Here is a 21,965-nt window from a genome sequence, read left to right as displayed (position 1 = left end):
TCACTCCTTCGTGATGGTGAAGTTGAAGACCCCGGAGTCGAAGTGGTTGTACGACTCGTAGTCGATCAGGTCGTAGAGATCGGCGCGGTGCTGCATCTCGCCGAGCTGCGAGGTCAGGTGCCCCTCGTCGTTCAGCGTATCGAGAGCACGGCCCGCCGCGCCCATCGCGATGCGCAGCAGCGAGACCGGCCAGATCACCATGCTCACCCCCGCCGCCTGCAACTGCGTCGTCGAGAACAGGTCGCTCTTGCCGAACTCGGTCATGTTGGCGAGGATCGGCACGTCGAGCGCGCTCGCCATGGCCTCGAACTCGGCGAGGTCGCGCATCGCCTCGGGGAAGACCGCGTCGGCCCCGGCATCCACCAGCGCCTTGGCGCGATCGATCGCGGCATCCAGTCCGTCGATGGCGCGGATGTCGGTGCGCGCCATGATGAGGAAGTTGTCGTCGCGGCGCGCATCGGCGGCGGCGCGGATGCGTTTGATCGCGGTGTTCTCGTCGACGACGCTCTTGCCGTCGAGGTGGCCGCAGCGCTTGGGGTTGATCTGGTCCTCGATGTGCGTGCCGGCGAGCCCGGCGTCTTCGAGTTCCTGAATCGTGCGGGCGACGTTCATCGGCTCGCCGAAGCCGGTGTCGGCGTCGACGATCGCGGGGATGTCGGTCATGCGGGCGATCTGCTTCGCGCGTCCGGCGACCTCGGTCAGCGTCGTGAGGCCGATGTCGGGCAGGCCCAGGTCGGCCGACAGCACAGCGCCCGAGATGTAGACGCCGTCGAAGCCCTTCTGCTCGATGAGCTTGGCGCTCAGCGGGTTGAAGGCGCCCGGGAAGCGCAGCAGCTCACCCGAAGCGAGACGCTCACGGAACAGCCGCCGCTTCTCGGCGGGCGTCGTCGTGGAGTACAGCATCAGTTCTCCTTCTGTTTCGAATCGCGTGATTTGCAGCAAGCCCGGTCGAAAAGTTGCATTTCAAGCGATTCGAAACGGGAGGGGCGCCATCAGAACAGCCCCTTCGGCACCTCGGCGGCGTCGAGCAGCCCGGGCTTCGCGATGATCGACAGCTCGCCGACCTCGGCCGCGGTGAGCTCGGGCAGACGCTGCACGAGCTCGAGGAAGCGCTCGATCTCGGCCGGCTCCAGCATGGGCTCGGCGAGCAGACGGAACTTCGCGATGTAGTCCGCTCGTGCGAACGGTCGGGCGCCGAGCGGGTGCGCGTCGGCGACGGCGATCTCGTCGACCACGGTCGTGCCGTCGGCGAGGCGGAACTCCACGCGGCCGCCGAACGCCTTCACGTCGGGGTTCTCGGAGTGGTAGCGGCGCGTCCACTCGGCATCCTCGGCCGTGGTGATCTTGTGCCACAGCGCGACCGTGTCGGGGCGCCCGGCCCGCTCGGGCGTGTAGGAGTCCACGTGGTGCCAGCCGCCGTCCTGCAGGGCCACCGCGAAGATGTACGGGATCGAGTGGTCGAGCGTCTCGCGAGAGGCGGTGGGGTCGTACTTCTGCGGATCGTTTGCGCCCGACCCGATCACGTAGTGCGTGTGGTGGCTCGTGTGCAAGACGATGCTCTCAATGTTCGCGGGGTCGCGCAGCGCCGGGTTGGCAGTGCCGAGCTTGCGGGCGAGGTCGATCCACGCCTGGGCCTGGTACTCCGCCGAGTGCTCCTTCGTGTACGAGTCGAGGATCGCGCGCTTCGCTTCGCCGGATGCCGGAAGCGGCACCTCGTACGCGGCATCCTTGCCGTCGAGCATCCAGGCGATCACGCCGTCCTCGCCCTCGTAGATCGGCGCGGGGCTGGTCTGGCCGCGCATCGCGCGGTCGACGGCCTCGACCGCCATCTTGCCGGCGAAGGCGGGGGCGTGCGCCTTCCAGGTCGAGATCTCGCCCTTGCGGCTCTGCCGGGTCGCCGTGGTCGTGTGCAGCGCCTGGCCGACCGCCTGGTAGATCGTCTCGACGTCGAGTCCGAGCAGGGTGCCGATGCCCGCGGCGGCCGACGGTCCGAGGTGCGCGACGTGGTCGATCTTGTGCTTGTGCAGGCAGATCGCGCGCACGAGGTCCATCTGGATCTCGTACCCGGTGGCGATCGCGCGCACGAGCGCCCGGCCGTCGGAGCCCACGTGCTGGGCGACCGCGATGATCGGGGGGATGTTGTCGCCGGGGTGCGAGTACTCCGCCGCGAGGAACGTGTCGTGATAGTCGAGCTCGCGCACCGCCACGCCGTTCGCCCAGGCCGCCCACTCCGGGCTCGTCCGGTGGTCGAGCGCGGCGCCGAACACGGTCGCGCCGGCCCCGCCGGTCGAGACGGGATGGCTGAACGCCTGCGCGCGAGCGGCGACGATCGGCGCACGGGTGAGGGATGCCGCGGCCACCGACGCGTTGTCGATGATGCGGTTGATGATCATGTCGACGACCGCGGGCTCGACCTCGACGGGGTCGGCGGCGACCTCGGCGATCTTCCAGGCGAGCTGGTCCTCGCGCGCGAGGTTCTCGGAGCTCGGGTGGACGCGGACGTGGTGCGTGACGGTCATGGGTATTCCTATCGTTCGGCAGAGATCGTTGAGCGAGCGGAGCGAGACGAAACGCGTTCCCCCGCAGCATCCAGGGATTCCAGGATCCCCGCGAGCGCGTTGTGCAGGTGCACGTGGGTCGCGTGCGCGGCGAGATCGCCGTCACGGGCGGCGAGCGCCTCGGCGATCGTGCGGTGCTCCGCGGCGGAGGCTGCGAGTCGCGCGGGCTTGTCCTTCGCCATGCGCCGAACCCGCACGAGATGGGTGCGCACCGTGCGGAGCGCCGAGGCGATGTAGTCGTTGGCGACGGCCTCGTCGAGAGCCGCGTCGAAGCGGGCGATGAGCGCGTAGTAGTCGTCGCGTCCCGCCGGCGCGTCGAGCTCGACGTGCGCGAACTCCTGCGCGAGAGCGGCGAACAGCTCGGCATCCCCTCGCTGGGCTGCGATGCGCGCCGAGGACTCCTCCAGCGCGCGACGGATCTCGAACAGCGCGCGGATGTCGGAGGCATCCAGGTCGGCGACGACGGTCACCCGAGGTGACTGCTGCACGACGAGGCCGTCGGCGGCGAGTCGGCGGATCGCTTCGCGCAGCGGCGTGCGGCTCACGCCGAGACGGGCGGCCTGCTCGACCTCGCCGAGCACGGATCCCGCCGGGAGAGCCCCGGACTGGATCTCGTCGAGCAGCGTCGCATACGCGCGCTTGCTCGCACTGAGACGCTCGGTCGAGACCACGGACATACCTTCAGTGTATACACAAAGCCTCCCTTACGACCCAGGATGCCGCGCGAAGCCGTCTCGCGTATACACAAGCCGTCCGAGCTCCGCCCCCGCGGGCTCCCCGCCGGCTCACCGCCCGCTCACCTTCAGTTGGCACCTCGCGCCGGAATTGGCGAAGAATTCCCGCAGCAGGTGCCGACCGAACGCGAGCAGTGCCCGGTGTTCGCACATTCAGTTGACACCTCGTGCGGTTATTCCTCGCGGATTCCGGCAGCAGGTGCCAACCGGGCAGGAGGAGAGACAGCATCCGCCGACGCGGGCTCGCCGAGCTTGACGACCACGACCCCCACGAGCACGAGCGCTCCGCCGAGGGCCTGCAGCAGATCCGGGAGCTGACCGAGCAGCAGCCAGCCGAACAGCAGCGCGGCCACGACCTCGGACAGGGCGACGAACGAGGCGAGGCGCGAGCCCAGCATCCTGGTCGATGCGATGCCGAGCAGGTAGGCGAGCGCGGTCGCGATGAGGCCGATCGCGAGCACGGGGACGAACCACGGCACGGTGCCGAAGCGGTAGGTGATGTCGTCGGTCGTCCAGGCGAGGGGAAGGATGCCGACGGCACCGGCGACCGCGAGGCCGACCGCTCCGAGCAGCAGCCCTCCGCCCGCGAGCGCGATCGGCGGGAGCCCGGTGTCGGCTCTCGCCGAGAGCAGGAAGTAGCTCGCGGCGCCGACCATCGCGGCGAGTGCCCAGAGGATGCCGGGCACGTTGACCTCGGCACCCGTGACGATGTCGAGCATGAGGACGAGTCCGACGAAGGCGATCACGGCGCCGATCACGCTGCGCCGGCTGGGCTTCTCGCCACGGCGCAGCCACAGCCAGAGGATGACGGCGATCGGCGCCGTGTACTCGATGAGCAGGGCGATGCCGACGTCCATGACGGCGACGGCCTGGAAGTAGCAGAGCTGTGTCGCCGCGACGGCGAGGAGTCCGTAGGCGGCGACCATCCCGGCGTTCTTGCGCAGCGCGCCCCACCTCCCGCGAAGAGACAGGACCGCGGGGATCAGCAGGACGAGCGCGGCGACCCAGACGCGCACGGTGACGGCCGCGCCCGGTGACCATCCTGCGTCGATGAGCCCGCGCGCCCAGGCACCGGACATGCCGAACGAGAACGCGGCGGCGACCGCCAGCGGCAGGCCAAGGCGCACGCCCGCGACTCTCTTGTCATCGGTGATGGTGCCCATGAGAAGTGACGCTACTCGCGCACGGAGTAAGGTGTCAACATGATCTTCACCGATGACACCGAAGAGGCGCTCCGCGCAGCCGTCTGGCTCGTCAACTCGGCCGAAGACCCCGAGACGCTGGAGACCCTCGACGACGAGCACCGCTTCCTCGCCGAATTCCCCTACTCCGGCAGGCTCGACCGCGACGACGCCGAGCTCGCCGCGCTGCGCGGCATCCGCCCTCGCCTCCGCTCCATGCTGCTCGCGCCCCGCGACGAGATGGCCGAGCACGTGAACACCGCCCTCGCGGAGGCGCGCCTCACCCCCCGACTCGTGCGCCACGACGAGACCGACTGGCACCTGCACGCGGTCGCCGACGACCGTCCACTCGCGGAGCGCGTGCTGATCGAGACCGCGATGGCGCTGATCGACGTCATCCGCGCCGACGAAGGATCGCGCATCTCGGTCTGCGACGACGACACGTGCGCGGCGCTCGCGCTCGACCTCTCCCGCAACCGATCCAAGCGGTTCTGCTCGCCGACGTGCACGAACCGCAACGCCGTCGCCGCGTACCGAGCCCGGCGGGCGGGCGCGGCTCCTGCTCCGAGAACAGGATCATCTCCCGAGACCAGGAGGATCCCCGACGCATCGTCCTGATCTCGGGCACTCCTCCTGTTCTGGGCGGCCCGCGCGATAGCGTCGACGCATCATGTTTGCGCCCTATGACTCCTGGTTCCCGGATGCCGCGTTCGACGGCACCTACGGCTTCGACGAGCACGCGCTGCGGCAGGTTGCCCCCGTCGCGCCGCCGACCGGCCTCGCCGAGGCGTGGCGCCGCTGGCGAGCGGAGGCGAGGACCGTGGATGCCGCGCCGCGCACTCTCTCGACCACGACCGTCGATGGGCGCAGCGTCTCGGTGGTCGAGCATGCCGGCGCCGACGGCATCCGCCTGCGGTCCTGGGTCGTGGGGCCCGCGTCCGCACCGGCCCGGGTGGGCATCGTGCACTCGCACGGGTACGGCGGCCGCGACGCGATCGACCTCGCACGGGTGCCGGATGACGCGGCGGCGATCTTCCCCGTCGCCAGGGGACTCCCGACGCTGAACCCCGGCGTCGGTGCCCCTGAACCTGTGGAGCAGCACGTGCTCGCGGGCCTCGACAATCCCGACCGGTACGTGCTCGGCCTGTGCGCGCGAGATCTGTGGCTCGCCGCCGACACGCTCCTCGCCCTCGCCGGAGACGTGCCGCTGTACTACGTCGGAGAGAGCTTCGGCGGCGGCATCGGCGCCCTCGGCATCCCGTGGGACGACCGCTACGTGGGTGCGACGCTCATCGTGCCGAGCTTCGGGCAGTACGACGAACGCCTGGCGGTGCCGTGCCTCGGCAGCGGCGAGGTCGTCCGCGCGCACGTCGCCGAGCATCCGGAGGCGCGCGAGCAGCTGCGTCCGTTCGATGCGTCGAGCACGCTGGGTTTCGCCGACATCCCGGTGCGGGTCGAAGCAGCGCTGTGGGACCAGTACGTGCCGCCGCCCGGCCAGTTCGGCGTCGCGAACGCCGCGCGAGACCTCGAGCTCGCGATCCTGCCCGCCGGGCACGCCGAGTATCCGGGGTGGGATGCCGTGACATCCGACGCCGTCCGCGGCGGACGCGCCCACCTCGCGCGAGACCTGCGCGCCGCATCCTGAGCATCCGGCACTCACCACCCCGCGCTCCCGTCGCACTTCGCGCCGTCGACACCCGCCTCCCTCGCGCTCCGGTCGCACTTCGCGCCGCCGGATCGGCACGCGGACGGCACCAACCGCGACCGGTATCCCCAGTAGCCGCGCGAGCGGCACCAGCTGCGACCGGAGCGCCTAGGATTCGACTCCCCACACCTGCGCTCGTGCTCCCGCGCGAATGAGCAATGGACAGCACTTGTCATTACAGGTACACTCGACCTGTCATTACAGGCTGCGATGCATTGCAGCATCCGCAACGAGGAGCGCCGATGCCCGAGTTCCACACCCCTCCGATCGCGCCGATGGCGATCGCCTTCGACGCCGAGAAGCTCACGCTCTCGCCGGAGGGACCGACGCTCACGCGTCGCATGTCCGATCTTGAGGGGCTCTTCCTCGACCATGATGCCTGGAAGGCAGCAGCGGAGGGCGACAACCCCGTCGTCTACACCGTCGTCAGCTCACCCGTCCCCGAGGTCGACCGCGAGCTTCCGCAGTCGATCACGACGATCATGCCGGGCGACACCTCGGGCGAGCTCTGGATGACGAAGGGCCACCAGCACCCCGACCACCAGGGCGAGATCTACCTCGCGTTGACGGGCCGCGGCGGACTCCTCATGTTCGACGGCGAGCGCACCGAATGGCTCGACATGCTGCCCGGCACGATCGGCTACATCCCGCCGGGCTGGGCGCACCGCTCGGTGAACACGGGCGAGGAGCCCTACGCGTTCCTCGCGGTCTACCCTGGTGGCGCCGGCCACGATTACGGATGGGTGCTCGAGCACGGCATGGGCTCCCGCGCCTACCGCGCGGCAGACGGCGTCGACCTGCGGCCGTACGACGGTCCCGACGCCGCAGCGTCCGAACCGGCTGCCGCCCCCGAGACCGCCGAATAGGCTCCGGGCATGATCATCGCTCACGACCTGGGCACCACGGGCGACAAGGCCTCGCTGCACCACGACGACGGACGCCTCGTGACGGCGGTCACGGTCCCGTACCCCGCGCACTTCGCAGCGGGCGGCGTCGCCGAGCAGGACCCGGCGGACTGGTGGGGCGCGGTCGTCGACGCCACCCGACAGCTGATCGCGAAGGCCGACGTCTCCCCCGAGGCGGTCGTCGGTCTCGTCGTGAGCGGCCAGATGATGGGCACGGTGCTGCTCGATGCGCACGGCGACCCCGTGCGTCCGGCGATCATCTGGGCAGACACCCGTTCGGGCGCGCAGACCCGCGCCCTGGAAGAGCGCCTCGGCGCCGAGGCCGCCTACCGCGTGCTCGGCCACCGCCTCAACCCGACCTACTCGCTCGAGAAGATCATGTGGGTGCGCGACCACGAGCCCGACGTCTGGGCGCGGGTGCGTCATTTCTGCGTCGCGAAGGACTACATCGTCTACCGGCTCACCGGCCGCCTGGCGACCGAGCGCTCCGACGCCTCCGGCACCAACGCCTACGACCAGCTCTCCGGCACGTGGTCGGCCGACGTGCTCGCCGCGGCCGGCCTCGACCCGGCGCTGTTCCCCGAGATCCTCGAATCGACGAGCGTTGCGGGTGCGCTCACGGCCGAGGCGGCCGACGCCCTCGGACTCCCCCGCACCGTCCGCGTCGTGATGGGCGGCGGCGACGGCCCGCTCGCGGCGGTCGGCTCGGGCGTCGTCGCCCCCGAGGACGGCGCGTACGTCTGCCTCGGCACCTCATCGTGGATCTCGTTCGCGAGCCCCGCCCCGCTGCTCGATCCGCTCATGCGCACCATGACCTTCGACAACGTCGTGCCCGGATCGTTCGTGCCGACCGCGACCATGCAGGCCGGCGGGGCATCCGTGCAGTGGATCGCCGAGGCCCTCTCGTCCGACCCCGCTCGGCCCGAGACCGCCCGGCTCAGCGCCGACGCCGGCGGCGACCTCGACACCGAGGACCTCTACTTCCTCCCCTACCTGCTCGGCGAGCGGTCGCCGCTCTGGGACCCGTCGGCCCGCGGCGCGTTCGTCGGCATCGGCCGCCACCACACGAGGGCGCACCTCACCCGCGCCGTGCTCGAGGGCGTCGCGTTCAACCTCCTCACCTGCATCCACGCGTTCCGCGAGTCGGGTGCGGCGATCGATCGCATCGACGCGGTGGGAGGCGGCGCGCAGAGCGATGTGTGGCTCGGCATCCTCGCCGACGTCTGGGGCGTCCCGGTCCGCCGCCGCACGATCGTCGAGGAGGCGAACAGCCTGGGCGCCGCCGTGACCGGTGCCGTCGGACTCGGCCTCGCCGACTTCTCGGCCGCCCGCGCGCTGAGCGAGGTCACGGCGGAGTTCACTCCGGATGCCGGGCGCCACGCCGTCTACGCGCAGCGCCACGCGCGCTTCACCGCCGCGTACGACGCGCTCGCGCCGTGGTTCGCGGCGGCACCGTCCGCCCCGTCGGCCGGGAGCATCTGATGGGCGTGATCCTCGCGACCAGCAGGTCGTTCTCGGACGGCGACCTCGACCTCGTGGCGCGCGCCAGGGATGCCGGGCACGAGATCGTGCGCGGACCCGCCCACCACGGACTCACCGAGCTGGGCCCGCTGCTCGCGGCGGCAGACGGCTGGATCGCCGGCACCGGCCCCGTCACCGACGCGCACCTCGACGCGGCTCCGAACCTGAAGGTCATCGCGCGGTACGGCGTGGGCACCGAGGCTGTCGACGTCGCGGCGGCCGAGCGACGCGGCATCCCGGTCACGAACACCCCCGGCGCGAACGCGCATGCCGTCGCCGACCACGCGGTCGGGCTCATGCTCGCAGCGCTGCGGTGCATCGCCGACGGCGATCGACGGGTGCGCCGGGGCGACTGGAGCGTCCGCCGCGGACGCGAGCTGGGCGCGGCAACCGTGGGGATCGTCGGTTTCGGTCGCATCGGGCAAGGGGTCGCGCGCCGCCTGAGCGGCTTCGGCTGCGCCGTGCTCGCCGCCGACCCGTTCCTCGCACCGGAGCGGATCGTCGCGCTCGGCACCGTGCCGATTCCGCTCGACGACCTGTTCCGCACGGCCGATGTGATCACGCTGCACGCCCCGGGCGGGCAGACGCTCGTGGATGCGGCGCGGCTCGACGGCATCCGCCCGGGCAGCGTGCTCGTGAACACCGCGCGCCCCGACCTCGTCGACGAGGATGCCGTCGCCGCGGCGCTGCGCGACGGGCGCCTCGGCGCCTACGCCGCCGACACCCTGTCCGGCGACACGGCCGCGAGCGGCAGCCCGCTGCTGGCCGCCGACCTCATCGAGCGCGTCACCGTCACCCCGCACCTCGGCGCGCAGACCACGCAGGCCGTCGACAACATGGGCTCGATGTCGCTCGACGACGTCCTCGCCGTCCTCGCGGGCTCGACGCCCGCCCACCCCGTCTCCTCCCGACCCTGAAGGGCCCGACCATGACCATCACCGAGAACGCCACCACGACCGGCGGCTACATGGGCTTCGTCGGCGTGAGCACCGGCTCGTCGTCGATCATGCAGGTGTTCCCCCGATGGGCCGAGGTCCTGGGGCTGCCCACCACCGAGCTCGTCGGCCACGACCTCCCGATGGACGCCGGACCAGCGCAGTACCGCGCCATGGTCGAGCAGATCCGCGACGACCCCCACCACCGCGGGGCCCTCGTGACGACCCACAAGATGAACGTGTTCGCCGCGGCATCCGACCTGTTCGACGAGCTCGACCCGTTCGCGGTGTCGTGCGCCGAGATCTCGAGCATCTCGAAGCGCGGCGACCGGCTGATCGGCCGCGCGAAGGACCCGATCACGGTCGACCTGGCTCTGAACGACTTCCTGCCGTCCGACCACTTCGCCCGCACGGGCGCCGAGGTCGTCATCCTCGGCGCAGGCGGATCGGGCACCGCGCTCAGCTGGGCGCTCGCCGAACGGGTCGACGCTCCGTCGAAGGTGACCGTGACCGCGCGCGACGACGGGAAGCTCGAGCACCTGCGCGACGTGCACCGCCAGCACGGCACACGCGACGGGTTCATCGAGTACGTGCGCACCGACACGGTCGAGGAGGCCGCCGCCGTCGTCGCCGCGGCTCCTGCCGGATCGCTCATCGTGAACGCGACCGGTCTCGGCAAGGACCGCCCCGGCTCGCCCCTGCCCGACGACGTCGTCTTTCCCGAGGGCGCCTGGGTGTGGGAGTTCAACTACCGCGGGTCGCTGGAGTTCCTGCATCAGGCCCGTGCTCAGGAGGCCGCGCGCGGACTGCACGTGATCGACGGGTGGCGCTACTTCATCCACGGCTGGTCGCAGGTGGTCGCCGACGTCTTCGAGCTCGACCTCACGCCCGAGATCGTCGAGCGTCTCGCCGAGGCGGCGGAGTCGGCACGGCGATGATCCGCACCGTCCTCGGCGACGTCGATCCGACCGAGCTCGGGCCGACGAACTATCACGAGCACCTGTTCCAGGTCTCGCCGCTGCTGCCGGGCGACGAGCTCGACGACGAGGAGCGCTCGGGCGCCGAGGCGGCGATGCTGCGCGACAGCGGCTTCGCGGCGATGGTCGACGCCACGCCGTTCGGCCTCGGTCGTGACCCCGGCGCGCTCGCCCGGATCAGCGCGTCGACCGGACTGCGCATCGTCGCCACGACCGGGCGCCACCGCGAGGCCCACTACGCCGCCGACCACCCCACGCGAGCGACGGATGCCGAGACGCTCGCCGCACAGTTCACCCGAGAGATCGACGACGGGATGCCGCTGGTCGACGCCGACCCCGACGGAGAGCGCGCGAGCGGCCCCGACGGCTCCGCCGTGCGCGCCGGTCTGCTCAAGGGCGGCATCGACTACTGGCGCATCAGCCGGTTCGAGCGCACGACGCTGCTCGCCCTCGCCGCAGCGCATCGCGCCACGGGCGCCGCGATCATGGTGCACCTGGAGTTCTGCACGGCCGCGCACGAGGTCCTCGACCTGCTCGCCGCCGAGGGGGTCTCGGCCGACCGCATCGTGCTGGCGCACGCGGACCGCGACCCCGACCCCGGCCTGCACGCCTCCCTCGCGGAGCGCGGCGCCTACCTCGGGTACGACGGGTTCGCGCGGCCGCGTACACGATCGGATGCCGAGCTGCTCGCCCTGACCGAGGCCGTCGTCGCGGCGGGTGCGGTCGATCGCGTCGTGCTCGGCGGCGACGTCGCCCGCCGCACCCGGTACGTCGCGTACGGCGGCATGCCGGGTCTCGCCTACCTCGGTGAGAGGTACCTGCCCCGGCTGCGCGCAGCCGTCGGCGACGACCCCGTCGAGCGGATGCTGCGCGCGAACCCGGCCCGACTGCTCGCCCTCCCGTCCTCCGCGGGCCGTTGAGCGAGCGAAGCGAGACGAAACGCGCCACCCCCGCAGATCACCACACCGAAGGAGCCACGATGACCGAGCCGATCATCCTCCACGCCACTTTCACCGCGCGCCCAGGCGAGGGCGACCGCGTCGCCGCGCTCCTCGCCGAGTTCGCCGAGGGGGTGCGGGCCGAGGAGGGCAACGTCGTGTTCGACGCGACCCGCCTCGTCGACGACCCCGACCGCTTCTTCGTGTACGAGGTGTATCGCGACGAGGCCGCGTTCCAGGCGCACCTCTCCTCGCCCGCCGGCGTCCCTTTCAACGCGGCGCTGCAAGACCTCATCGTCGAGCCGTCGTCGCAGCTCACGTTCCTCCGCCGCATCTGACGGCATCCCCCTCCCCATCCCATCCCCATCCCCATCCCCATCCCCGCGAACCACCCCTCTACCCCCGAGCCACCCCTCTGCATGCACGGCGCAGAGGGGTGGCTCGCGCCAAAGGGGGTGGCTCGGCGGAGAAGACGGATACGCAGAAGGGCCCCTCACCCGGAGGTGAGGGGCCCTTCACGTCAGAGGATCACTCGTACAGGACCGCAGCGATCTTCTCGTCCTCGAGGTTCGTCTTGTCGTACCAGTACGAACCCGTGTCGTAGAACTCATCGACCGAGTCGCCGTTGGCCGCGTCGTACGCCGCCTGCACGACCTGCGCGCCGATGCCGATCGGGTCCTGCGTGATCGCGCCGGCCATCGTGCCGTCCTTGATCGCGTTGATCTGCGCAGCGCCCGAGTCGAAGCCGACGATCGTGATCTTGCCCTTCTCCAGGCCGAGCTCGTTCACGGCGTTGACGACGCCGATCGCGGAGCCCTCGTTCGTGCCGTAGATGCCCTTGAGGTCGGGGTGCGCCGCGATGAGGGTCTTCGCGATGTCGGCCGACTTCAGGTGGTCGCCGTCGCCGTACTGGATGTCGACGATCTCGATGTCGGGGTAGTCCGCCTCGATCTTCTCGACGAATCCGTCACGACGCTCGACACCGGTCGAGTTGATCTGCGAGTGACCGACGATCGCGACCTCTCCCGACCCTCCGATCAGCTCGGCCATGTGCTCCGCGGCCAGCGCACCGGCGACCTTGCTGTCGGTGGCGGCGAGGCTCAGGCCCACGTCGCCGTTGCAGGGGGCGTCGAAGTAGACGACCGGGATGTCCTTCGACTTCGCCTGCTCGAGCGGGGCGACGCACGCCTCGGGGTCGAGCGCGGCGTACGCGATGGCGTTCGGGTTCTTGTCGATGGCGCTGGTCAGCATCTCGAGCTGCTGCGCGATCTCGGTCTCGGCCGCGGGGCCCTCGAACGTGATCCGAACGCCGAGCTCCTCGGCCTTCTGCTCGGCGCCCTTCTTGACGGCCTGCCAGAACTGGTGCTGGAAGCCCTTCGACACCAGCGCGATGTACATCTCGCCGTCGCCGCTGCCTGCGTCGCCGCCGCCTTCTTCGATGACGTCACCGCCGCCGGCGCAGCCGGCGAACACGAGGGCGGATGCGGCCACGAGTGCCGCGAATGCGGTCTTCTTGCCGAATTTCATGGAAACTCCATTGTTCTCTGTGGTGGGTGGTTCGGGATGGGTCGTGCTGTGGAACGTGCTGCTGTGAGGGTGGGTCAGGTGTGCTGGCGGTTGCGCAGCGAGTCGAGGAACACCGCGAGCAGCACGACGATGCCCACGACGATGTTCTGCCACTCGGTCTGGATCGACATGATGCGCAGGCCGTTGACGAGCACGCTCATGATGAGCGCTCCGATCACGGTGCCGAGGATCGAACCCCGACCGCCGAGCAGCGAGGTGCCGCCGATGATGACCGCGGCGATGGCCTGCAGCTCGTAGCCCATGCCGATCTGCGGCTGGGCGGAGTCGAGGCGCGAGGCGATGACGATGCCCGCGATACCCGTGAAGGCTCCGGCGAACATGTAGATGAAGATCGTCCAGCGGCGGGTGTTCACGCCCGAGAGGCGGGTGGCCTCCTCGTTCGAGCCGATCGCGAAGGTGTACCGACCGAGCAGCGTCTTCGACAGCACGAGCCACGCGACGATCGCGAGGGCGGCGGTGATGAGAACGGCGTTCGGGATGCCGGGGATGATCACGCCGAGCGCGATCTTCTTGAAATCCGGAGCGGAGGTCGAGAAGTAGATCGGCGCGACGTTCGAGATCACGAGCGCGAGGCCGCCGGCGATCATCATCATCGCGAGGGTCGCGATGAACGGGGGCAGTCGCAGGAACGTGATGTTGATGCCGTTCACGAGCCCCATCAGCACACCGGTCAGCACGCCGCCGATGACGCCGATCCACACGGGGAGCCCCATGTTCGTCACGACGACACCGGTCATCACGGCGCACAGCGCCATGCCCGTTCCGATCGACAGGTCGATGCCTCCGGTGATGATGACGAACGTGGTGCCGAGGGCGAGGATGCCGATGACGGCCGTCGAGAGCAGCACCGTCGCGATGTTGCTGAAGGTGAAGAAGTTCGGGCTGGCGATCGAGAAGAAGATCACGAGCACGATCAGCGTGCCGAACGCGAGCGACTGCTGGACCTGGCGCTTGAGGAATCCGACGACGTCACGCTTGTCGGTGTTCTCGTCGATGGCCGTCTGGATGATCGTCGTCGTGGACGATCCGTTCTGCGGAGCGCTCATCAGTCTTCCTCTCCGTGGGCTGCGAGTTGCATGATCTTCTCCTGGCTGGCGTCCTCGTTGCGGAGGGTTCCGGTGATGCGACCGTTCGCGAAGACCGCGATGCGGTTCGCGACGCGGAGGATCTCCGGCAGCTCCGACGAGATGACGATGATGGACTTGCCCGCGTCAGCGAGCTGCTGCATGAGGCGGTAGATCTCTTCCTTCGCGCCGACGTCGATGCCTCGGGTCGGCTCGTCGAAGATGAGGATGTCGCAGTCGCGCATCAGCCACCGGGCGATGACGACCTTCTGCTGGTTGCCTCCGGAGAGGAGCTTGACGACCTGGTTGACGGACGGCGTCTTGACCCGCAGCTGCTGGACGTAGTCCTTGGTGCGGTTCTTCGCCTTGCCGTCGCCCATCCACCCGATCGCGTTCGCGTAGGAGCCGAGCGAGGCGAGGACCGTGTTGAACGTCACGTCCTGCTCGAGCATGAGGCCGAGCAGCTTACGGTCCTCGGAGAGGTACCCGACGCCATGCCGCACGGCATCCGACGGCTGGGAGATGCGCGCCGAGCGCCCGGCGATCGTGATGGTGCCGCCGTCGCGGCGATCGGCCCCGATGACCGCGCGAGCCGTCTCGGTGCGCCCGGCTCCCATGAGCCCGGCGAATCCGAGGATCTCGCCGCGGTGCAGCTGGAACGAGACGTCTTTCAGCAGGCTCTTGGTCGAGAGCCCCTGTACGTCGAGGACGACCGGGCCGTTCGCGTGCTCGCGCGCCTGCGGGCGAGTTCCCTCGTCGATCGCGCGGCCGACCATCATCTCGATGATCTTCGGGATGCTCACCTCGGATTTCTCCAGTGATCCGATGTATGCGCCGTCGCGGAGCACCGTGACCCGGTCGGCAAGACGGCGCAGCTCGTCCATGCGGTGCGAGATGTAGACGATGCCGGTGCCGGATGCTTTGAGCTGCTCGATCAGCACGAAGAGGGTCTCGACCTCGGAGTCGGTGAGGGCCGAGGTGGGCTCGTCCATGATGAGCACCTTCGCGTTGAACGAGAGCGCTTTGGCGATCTCGACCATCTGCTGCTCGGCGACGGTGAGCTCACCGACCTTCTGCCGCGGGTCGAGGCGGATGTCCAGGCGCTTCAGCAGCTCGGCGGTCTGCGAGTTGAGTCGACGCTCCGAGAGGAACGGGCCGATCTTCGGCTCCCTGCCCACGAAGATGTTCTGCGCGACGGTCAGATCGGGCATCAGGTTGAGCTCCTGATGGATGATCGTGACGCCGAGCTGCTGGGCCTGCAGCGGGCTGGTGAGCTCGACCTCCCGCCCCTCGAACGTGATGGTGCCCTCGTCCTTGGTGTAGATCCCGGAGAGGATCTTCATGAGCGTCGACTTGCCGGCGCCGTTCTCGCCGACGAGCACGAGAACCTCGCCGGGGCGCACCTCGAGGTGCACGTCCTTGAGCGCCTGCACGCCGGGGAATCCCTTGCTGATCCCCTCGACTCTGAGGATGGGCTCACCCATGTGCTCACCTGCTTCCTTGAAGGTCGTGTATCCGATGCTCTCCGGTCGGGCCCGGAAACATCGGATCAATTCTGCGTCCTGCGGTGTCCCCACCGCAAGATGTATCTAAATGTATCTAGTCCGCGCCCGAAACGGAACAGCCTGTAATAACAAGTCGGAAACGTCTCACCCCCGCCGACTCGTCCAGTCTAGGAGAAATCGATTTCAGATGGAGGGTTCCCTGATGTGGGCGTCAGTGCAGCCGGATCGAGTCGACGGCGACGAGCTTGTCGCGGATGAACGCGTTCGCGTGCGCCCCGAGCTCGTCGTTGTCGGTCCACAGGTTGCGCCAGATCCCCAGCATCCGACTGAGATCCGGCGCCACGACCGCCGACGAGAAGGACTCGAACACGATCGGCCCGTCGTAGCCGATCCGTCCGAGCGCCTTGAAGAAGGTGTCGAAGTCGACCGTGCCTGTGCCGAGGTAGCCGCGATGACTCTCGCCGATGTGCACGTAGCGCAGAGCGGGAGCTGCGTCGAGCACCGGCGCGAACATGTCCGACTCCTCGATGTTCATGTGGTACGTGTCGAGGTGGATGCCGAGGTTCGGCCGGTCGACCTCGGCGAGGTAGCCGAGCGCCTGCCGCGCCGTGTTGAGCACATTGGTCTCATAACGGTTCACGACCTCGAGCGACACCGCGATGCCGCGCTCCGCCGCGTGGTCCGCGACGCGGGCGATCGTGCGTCGGCTGCTCTCGAGCCCCTCGACCGTGACGGGTTCCATGTACTTCTTCATGGCGCTGTAGACGACACCGCAGAAGTTCTCGCCACCGAGGTCGGCGACCACGTCGACCGCGCGGAGCAGCAGCTCCTCCCCCGCCTTCACGACGGCGGGGTCGGCGCTCGTGATGTCGGTCGCCTCCGACAGCCCCAGCGAGGCGCTGACCGCGAGCTCGTGCTCGGCGAGCGCGCTCTTCGCGGCGTCGACGTCGAAGGCGAACGGGTCCATGAGGGGGAACTCGATGAGGTCGAAACCGGCCTGCTTCGTCTTCTCGACCGACAGGCGGATGCCCTCGGCGTCGAAGCGTCCGGTCCAGACCAGTCCGTGGCATCCGATGTTCATGCGACCCCTCGGAGGCGGGTGTGCGGCACCGTCGCCTCGATCGATTTGGCACGTGCCAACTCGATCCGGAGGCCAACGCTACGGTCGGTCGACGGGCGTGTCAAGAACTTTCTTGGCACGTGCCAATCGCCGCAGTAGGCTGGTCCGGCCGCCGTCGGATGCCGCGCGTCGGCGCATCCGAGGAGGAACCCCATGCCCGCCAGCGTCAAAGACGTCGCAGCCCTCGCCGGCGTCTCTTCGTCGACGGTGTCGAACTACCTGAACCACCCCCACGTGCTGGGCGCGCAGAGCGCGGAGCGGGTGCGCGCCGCGATCGAGCAGCTGGGATACGTTCCGAACGAGTCGGCTCGCCAGCTGCGCGCGGGGGCGAGCCGCACGCTCGCGCTGATCCTGCTCGACGCGTGGATCCCGTACTTCCAGGAGCTCTCGCGCGGCGTCGAGGATGTGGCGAGAGAGGGCGGCTGGTCGCTGTTCTTCAGCAACAGCAGCCGCGACGGCGAGCTCGAGCGCCGCAACATCGACATGTTCGAGGCGCACCGCGTGCAGGGCATCGTGATCTACCCGCTCGGCGACGTCGTGCCCCGCCTGGAGCAGCTCGCGGAGCGCGGCATCCGCTCGGTCGTCGTCGGACCCACCCGCGAGTCGGCGACCGTGGGATCCGTGCTGTTCGATGACCGGGGCGGCGGCCGCCTCGCGGGCGAGCACCTGCTGGGCATCGGGCGACGACGTCTGCTGTTCGTCGGCGCGCCGACCGTGAGCCAGTCGAACGATCGCCTGCAGGGGCTCCGTGATGCCGTCGACGGCAGCGGCGCCTCGGTCGAGGTCGTCGACGTGGTGCACCTCGCCACCGAGGACGGCCTGGAGGTCGGCGCGCGCCTCGCCGCCCTCCCTGCGACCGAACGACCGGATGCCGTGTTCGCCGCCAACGACATGGTCGCTATCGGCGTGATGACGCAGCTGCTGCGCCACGGCATCCGCGTGCCCGACGACATCGCGCTCGTCGGCTTCGACGACGTCATCCAGGCGCACCAGACCGTCGTGCCGCTCACGAGCGTGCGGCAGCCGGGGTACGAGATCGGGCGCGCGGCGGGCGCGGTGCTGCTGCAGCAGCTCGCCCATCCGACCGCCGACCTGCCCGAGCCGACGCCGTTCGCGGCGGAGCTCGTCGTGCGGGAGTCGACCGCGGGCCCGTGAGCCGCCGGCCCTAGCCCGGGATCAACCCTTCCCCCGCCAGCTCCTCCCACAGCGCCTCGGGGATGTCGACCGCCGCGAACTGGGCGTTCTGCCGCAGCTGCTCCGGTCGGCTGCCGCCGACGACGACCGACCGCACGACGTCCGACCGCAGCGGGAACTGCACGGCCGCAGCGGGCAGCGGCACGTCGTGGTTCGTGCAGATGTCAGCGATGCGCACGACCCGGTCCCACAGCTCCTCGGGCAGCTGCCCGTACTCGTACCGACCGTCGCGTCGCGGCTCGCTGGACGCGAGCAGGCCGGAGTTGAAGACGGATGCCGCGACGATGCCGGTTCCGCGCTCCCGGCACGCCGGCAGCACCTCCGCCGCGGCCGGCTGCTCGAGCAGCGTGTAGCGGCCCGCGACCATCACCAGGTCGAGGTCGGCCGCGCGGACCGCCGTGGCGAGAGCATCCGACACCATCGAGCCGATCCCGATCGCCGTCACCTCGCCGTCCGTTCGCAACTGCTCGAGCGCGGGGAGCGCCTCGGCGACCGCGAGGTCGAGGTCGTGCCGCTCCGGGTCGTGGAGGTACACGAGGTCTATGCGCTCGATGCCGAGCCGGTCGCGCGACTCGTCGAGACTGGCGCGGATGCCGTCGGCCGAGAAGTCCCACACCCGCTGCAGGTCGTCGGGCACGTGGAAGTCGTTGGCCGTGTCGAGCCCGCCGTCGTACCCGGGATTGGGCCGCAGCAGGCGCCCGACCTTGGTCGACAGCACGTACTCGTCGCGCGGCTTGGTCTGCAGGAAGGCGCCGAGGCGCCGCTCCGACAGGCCGAGCCCATAGTGCGGCGCGGTGTCGAAGTAGCGGATGCCGCTGTCCCACGCCGCGTTCAGCACGGCGAGCGCCTCGTCGTCGCTGAGCTCGCGGAACAGGTTGCCGACGTTCGCGGCCCCGTAGCCGAGCGCGGGAACCGTCAGCCGGTCAGACCGCGACATGCTCGCCGGTCCAGGTGTAGGCCGCGATGCTCTCGGCCTTCATCTCCATGCCGGCACCCGGCGACGTGGGCGCCATGTAGGAGCCGCCCTGAATGTCGGTGGGCACCACGAAGTGCTCGTGCAGGTGGTCGACGAACTCGATCATGCGTCCTTCGCGGGTGCCCGTGACGGCGACGAAGTCGAACATCGACAGATGCTGCACGGCCTCGCACAGGCCGACACCCCCGGCGTGCGGGCACACCGGCACCCCGAACTTGGCGGCCAGCAGCAGGTTCGCGATGTTCTCGTTGACCCCGGCGACGCGCACCGCATCGATCTGCATGACCGAGATCGCGTCGGCCTGCAGCAGCTGCTTGAAGATCACCCGGTTCTGGGCGTGCTCGCCGGTGGCGACGCGGATGGGGGCGATCCCCCGCGCGATCTCGGCGTGACCGAGCACGTCGTCGGGGCTCGTGGGCTCCTCGATCCAGGCGGGATGGAACTCGGCGAGCGCGTTCACCCACTCGATCGCCTCCGACACCTCCCAGCGCTGGTTCGCGTCGATCGCGATGGGGAAGTCGGGACCGCACACCTCGCGCGCCTTGCGGAACCGGCGGATGTCGTCGTCGAGGTCGGCACCGACCTTGAGCTTGATCTGCGTGAACCCGTCGGCCATCGCCTCGCGGGCGAGCCGTTCGAGCTTCGCGTCGGAGTAGCCGAGCCACCCGGGGCTGGTCGTGTATCCCGGGTAGCCGGTGGCGAGCAGTTCCTGCTCGCGCTCGGCCCGGCCGGGTTCGGCGGCACGGAGGATCTCGAGCGCCTCGGCGGGCGTGAGCGCGTTGGTGAGATAGCGGAAGTCGACGAGGCCGACGAGCTCCTCAGGCGTCATCCGGGCGAGCAGCTGCCACAGCGGCAGCCCCGCCCGCTTGGCCTTGATGTCCCACAGCGCATTGATGACCGCGCCGATGGCCATGTGCATGACGCCCTTCTCGGGGCCGAGCCAGCGCAGCTGCGAGTCGCCGATGATGTCGCGGAACGTCGTGCCCATGTCGTCGAGCAGCGGTTCGATCTCGCGTCCGACGAGGTGTCCGGCGAGCGCGTCGATCGCGGCCACCTGCACGTCGTTGCCGCGGCCGATCGTGAAGACGAAGGCGTGCCCGTCGATGCCGTCCGCCGCGTCGGTGCGCACGATCACGTACGCCGCCGAGTAGTCGGGGTCGGGGTTCATGGCATCCGACCCGTCCAGGCTGAGCGAGGTGGGGAAGCGGATGTCGGTGGTGTCGAGGGCGACGATGCGGCTCACGGGTTCCTCTCGGGCACGGCAGGGGAGTCCGTGCAGATCCCTTGGAGTGTAAACATCCGATGTCTATACTGTCAACGAGGCGGGCCACCGCGACGTGGTCCGGGCCGACGACGATCCGACCGAGCAGGAGAGACATGAAGTTCGCACGCCTAGGCGCCCCCGGAGCCGAGATCCCCGTCCTCGTCGAGGGCGATCGGTACTTCGACCTGCGGTCCGTGACATCCGATGTCGACGGTGCATTCCTCGCCGGTGATGTGCGCGCCCAGGTGGAGGCCGCGCTCGCCGACGGCGGCCTGCCCGAGCTCGAGGATGCCGCGTCGATGCGCGTCGGCGCCCCCATCGCGCGCCCGAGCGCCGTCATCTGCATCGGCCAGAACTACGCGGCCCACGCGCGCGAGTCGGGCGCGGAGCCGCCCACGGTGCCGATCATGTTCCTGAAGACCCCGAACACCGTGGTCGGGCCGGACGACGCGGTGACCATTCCCCGCGGCAGCGAGAAGACCGACTGGGAGGTCGAGCTCGGCATCGTGATCGGCGCCCGCGCGGCCTACCTCGACTCCCCCGAGGAGGCCGACGCGCACATCGCCGGATACGTCACGGCCAACGACGTCTCTGAGCGGGCGTTCCAGATGGAGGTCTCCGGCGGTCAGTGGTCGAAGGGCAAGATCGCGCCGGGCTTCAACCCGACCGGCCCGTGGCTCGTCACCCCCGACGAGGTCGAGGTCGGCAACCTGCGCCTGCGCAGCTGGGTCAACGGCGAGCCGCGGCAGGACTCGAACACGAACGACATGATCTTCGACGTCCGCACGATCGTGCATCACCTGTCGCAGTACGTCACGCTCGAGCCGGGCGACCTCATCCTCACCGGCACACCGCAGGGCGTCGCGTTCGGCGGGAAGTTCCCCTATCTGACGGCGGGCGACGTCGTCGACATCGAGATCGAAGGACTCGGGCATCAGCGCCAGGAGTTCGTGGCCTGGGAGGCGCAGAAATGACCGGAGCACTGGACGGACTCGTCGCGATCGTCACGGGCGGGGCCTCTGGCCTCGGCGCCGCGATCGCCGCGCGGCTGCACGCCGACGGCGCGCAGATCGCGGTGCTCGACCGCGACACCTCGGGGGCGGATGCCGCGTTCCCCGCGTTCACCGCAGACGTCTCCGACCGGGCCTCGGTGGATGCCGCGGTGGCGGCCGTCGGCGAGCGCTTCGGCCGCATCGACATCGTCGTCAACAACGCGGGCATCGGGGCGCAGGGAGACGTCACGGCGAACGACGACGACGAGTGGGCACGCGTGCTGTCGATCAACGTCACGGGCATCGCCCGCGTCACCGCCGCCGCACTGCCGTGGCTGCGGAAGTCGCCGAGCGCGTCGATCTGCAACACCGCGTCGATCGCGTCGACCACCGGTCTGCCGCAGCGCGCGCTGTACAGCGCGTCGAAGGGCGCGGTCGAAGCGCTCACCCGCGCGATGGCCACCGACCACCTGCGCGAGGGCATCCGCGTCAACGCCGTGAACCCCGGCACCGCCGACACCCCGTGGGTGGGCCGGCTGCTCGACAGCGCGGTCGACCCCGAGGCGGAGCGGGCGGCGCTCGAGGCCCGACAACCGCACGGACGCCTCGTGTCGCCCAGCGAGGTCGCGGCCGCGGTGGCTTACCTCGTCTCGCCCGACGCCGGTTCGACGACCGGGACGTTCATCGAGGTCGACGGCGGCATGGCGCGACTGCGCCTCCGGCCCGTGTAGTCCGGCGGTGGGCCCCGGTAGCGGTTCGCGTTCGTTCGAGAATGCGATTATGAAACCCACTTGCAGCCGATCTCGTTG

Annotated in this window: 21 protein-coding genes; 11 read left to right on the top strand and 10 right to left on the bottom strand. The window is 69.9% G+C overall.

Annotated elements, in window-relative coordinates:
• The 4 genes from prpB to RAC81_RS12520 all read right to left on the bottom strand — a co-directional run bounded on the left by prpB (position 1) and on the right by RAC81_RS12520 (position 4,455).
• On the bottom strand, positions 1–903 hold the full coding sequence (gene prpB, locus RAC81_RS12535) for a methylisocitrate lyase (protein WP_375082660.1): 903 nt from the start codon (positions 901–903) through the stop codon (positions 1–3).
• Between the two features lie 89 nt (positions 904–992).
• Complete coding sequence (locus tag RAC81_RS12530) at positions 993–2,519, bottom strand: MmgE/PrpD family protein (protein ID WP_375082659.1); 1,527 nt, start codon at positions 2,517–2,519, stop codon at positions 993–995.
• A gap of 8 nt (positions 2,520–2,527) precedes the next feature.
• Complete coding sequence (locus tag RAC81_RS12525) at positions 2,528–3,235, bottom strand: GntR family transcriptional regulator (protein ID WP_375082658.1); 708 nt, start codon at positions 3,233–3,235, stop codon at positions 2,528–2,530.
• Between the two features lie 230 nt (positions 3,236–3,465).
• Positions 3,466–4,455 carry a DMT family transporter gene (locus RAC81_RS12520; protein ID WP_375082657.1) on the bottom strand — a complete coding sequence of 330 codons (990 nt, stop codon included), beginning with the start codon at positions 4,453–4,455 and terminating at the stop codon, positions 3,466–3,468.
• Positions 4,456–4,494: 39 nt separating this feature from the next.
• Here RAC81_RS12520 and RAC81_RS12515 point away from each other — a divergent pair, with 39 nt between their 5' ends.
• From RAC81_RS12515 to RAC81_RS12480, 8 genes are all read left to right on the top strand, one after another.
• Positions 4,495–5,091 (top strand): CGNR zinc finger domain-containing protein, encoded by a 597-nt coding sequence (locus tag RAC81_RS12515; RefSeq protein ID WP_375082656.1) that lies wholly within the window; start codon positions 4,495–4,497, stop codon positions 5,089–5,091.
• A 52-nt stretch (positions 5,092–5,143) separates the two neighbouring features.
• On the top strand, positions 5,144–6,118 hold the full coding sequence (locus tag RAC81_RS12510) for an acetylesterase (RefSeq protein ID WP_375082655.1): 975 nt from the start codon (positions 5,144–5,146) through the stop codon (positions 6,116–6,118).
• A gap of 302 nt (positions 6,119–6,420) precedes the next feature.
• On the top strand, positions 6,421–7,044 hold the full coding sequence (locus RAC81_RS12505) for a glucose-6-phosphate isomerase family protein (protein WP_375082654.1): 624 nt from the start codon (positions 6,421–6,423) through the stop codon (positions 7,042–7,044).
• A 9-nt stretch (positions 7,045–7,053) separates the two neighbouring features.
• Positions 7,054–8,565, top strand: a complete 1,512-nt coding sequence (gene xylB, locus RAC81_RS12500) for a xylulokinase (RefSeq protein ID WP_375082653.1) — start codon at positions 7,054–7,056, stop codon at positions 8,563–8,565.
• Positions 8,565–9,521, top strand: a complete 957-nt coding sequence (locus RAC81_RS12495) for a phosphoglycerate dehydrogenase (protein ID WP_375082652.1) — start codon at positions 8,565–8,567, stop codon at positions 9,519–9,521. Before xylB ends, RAC81_RS12495 begins: the two co-directional genes overlap by 1 nt.
• 11 nt (positions 9,522–9,532) lie before the next feature.
• Complete coding sequence (locus RAC81_RS12490; RefSeq protein ID WP_375082651.1) at positions 9,533–10,477, top strand: shikimate dehydrogenase family protein; 945 nt, start codon at positions 9,533–9,535, stop codon at positions 10,475–10,477.
• Positions 10,474–11,436: a phosphotriesterase gene (locus tag RAC81_RS12485; RefSeq protein WP_375082650.1), complete on the top strand. Its 963-nt coding sequence runs from the start codon at positions 10,474–10,476 to the stop codon at positions 11,434–11,436. The genes RAC81_RS12490 and RAC81_RS12485 overlap by 4 nt, the downstream gene beginning before the upstream one ends.
• A 59-nt stretch (positions 11,437–11,495) precedes the next feature.
• On the top strand, positions 11,496–11,792 hold the full coding sequence (locus tag RAC81_RS12480; protein WP_375082649.1) for a putative quinol monooxygenase: 297 nt from the start codon (positions 11,496–11,498) through the stop codon (positions 11,790–11,792).
• A 190-nt stretch (positions 11,793–11,982) separates the two neighbouring features.
• Here the strand turns inward: RAC81_RS12480 and RAC81_RS12475 are convergent, their stop codons facing one another.
• The 4 genes from RAC81_RS12475 to RAC81_RS12460 form a co-directional block, all read right to left on the bottom strand.
• On the bottom strand, positions 11,983–12,981 hold the full coding sequence (locus RAC81_RS12475) for an ABC transporter substrate-binding protein (RefSeq protein ID WP_251588428.1): 999 nt from the start codon (positions 12,979–12,981) through the stop codon (positions 11,983–11,985).
• Positions 12,982–13,055: 74 nt separating this feature from the next.
• Positions 13,056–14,087, bottom strand: coding sequence for an ABC transporter permease (locus RAC81_RS12470; RefSeq protein ID WP_375082648.1), 1,032 nt, complete (start codon positions 14,085–14,087; stop codon positions 13,056–13,058).
• Positions 14,087–15,589, bottom strand: a complete 1,503-nt coding sequence (locus tag RAC81_RS12465) for a sugar ABC transporter ATP-binding protein (RefSeq protein ID WP_375082647.1) — start codon at positions 15,587–15,589, stop codon at positions 14,087–14,089. Before RAC81_RS12465 ends, RAC81_RS12470 begins: the two co-directional genes overlap by 1 nt.
• A 232-nt stretch (positions 15,590–15,821) precedes the next feature.
• Positions 15,822–16,691: a sugar phosphate isomerase/epimerase family protein gene (locus tag RAC81_RS12460; protein WP_375082646.1), complete on the bottom strand. Its 870-nt coding sequence runs from the start codon at positions 16,689–16,691 to the stop codon at positions 15,822–15,824.
• A gap of 192 nt (positions 16,692–16,883) precedes the next feature.
• Between RAC81_RS12460 and RAC81_RS12455 the strand changes: the two genes are divergently transcribed.
• Complete coding sequence (locus RAC81_RS12455; RefSeq protein WP_375082645.1) at positions 16,884–17,885, top strand: LacI family DNA-binding transcriptional regulator; 1,002 nt, start codon at positions 16,884–16,886, stop codon at positions 17,883–17,885.
• A gap of 10 nt (positions 17,886–17,895) precedes the next feature.
• Here RAC81_RS12455 and RAC81_RS12450 read toward each other — a convergent pair whose 3' ends face one another.
• Both RAC81_RS12450 and RAC81_RS12445 read right to left on the bottom strand, forming a co-directional pair.
• On the bottom strand, positions 17,896–18,861 hold the full coding sequence (locus RAC81_RS12450; protein WP_375082644.1) for an aldo/keto reductase: 966 nt from the start codon (positions 18,859–18,861) through the stop codon (positions 17,896–17,898).
• The gene (locus RAC81_RS12445; RefSeq protein ID WP_375082643.1) at positions 18,848–20,143 is read right to left on the bottom strand and encodes an L-fuconate dehydratase; all 1,296 of its coding nucleotides are present in this window, start codon (positions 20,141–20,143) and stop codon (positions 18,848–18,850) included. The genes RAC81_RS12450 and RAC81_RS12445 overlap by 14 nt, the downstream gene beginning before the upstream one ends.
• Positions 20,144–20,277: 134 nt before the next feature.
• Between RAC81_RS12445 and RAC81_RS12440 the strand changes: the two genes are divergently transcribed.
• Together RAC81_RS12440 and RAC81_RS12435 are read left to right on the top strand one after the other, a co-directional pair.
• Entirely contained in the window at positions 20,278–21,138 is an 861-nt protein-coding gene (locus tag RAC81_RS12440; protein ID WP_375082642.1) for a fumarylacetoacetate hydrolase family protein, read from the top strand.
• On the top strand, positions 21,135–21,887 hold the full coding sequence (locus RAC81_RS12435; protein WP_375082641.1) for an SDR family NAD(P)-dependent oxidoreductase: 753 nt from the start codon (positions 21,135–21,137) through the stop codon (positions 21,885–21,887). Before RAC81_RS12440 ends, RAC81_RS12435 begins: the two co-directional genes overlap by 4 nt.
• Positions 21,888–21,965 lie beyond the last annotated feature (78 nt).

This window comes from Microbacterium sp. CR_7, from assembly GCF_041954755.1.
Taxonomy (GTDB): Bacteria; Actinomycetota; Actinomycetes; order Actinomycetales; family Microbacteriaceae; genus Microbacterium.
Note: the sequence above shows the minus strand (reverse complement) of the source record. Positions and strands in the feature narration are given on the sequence as shown.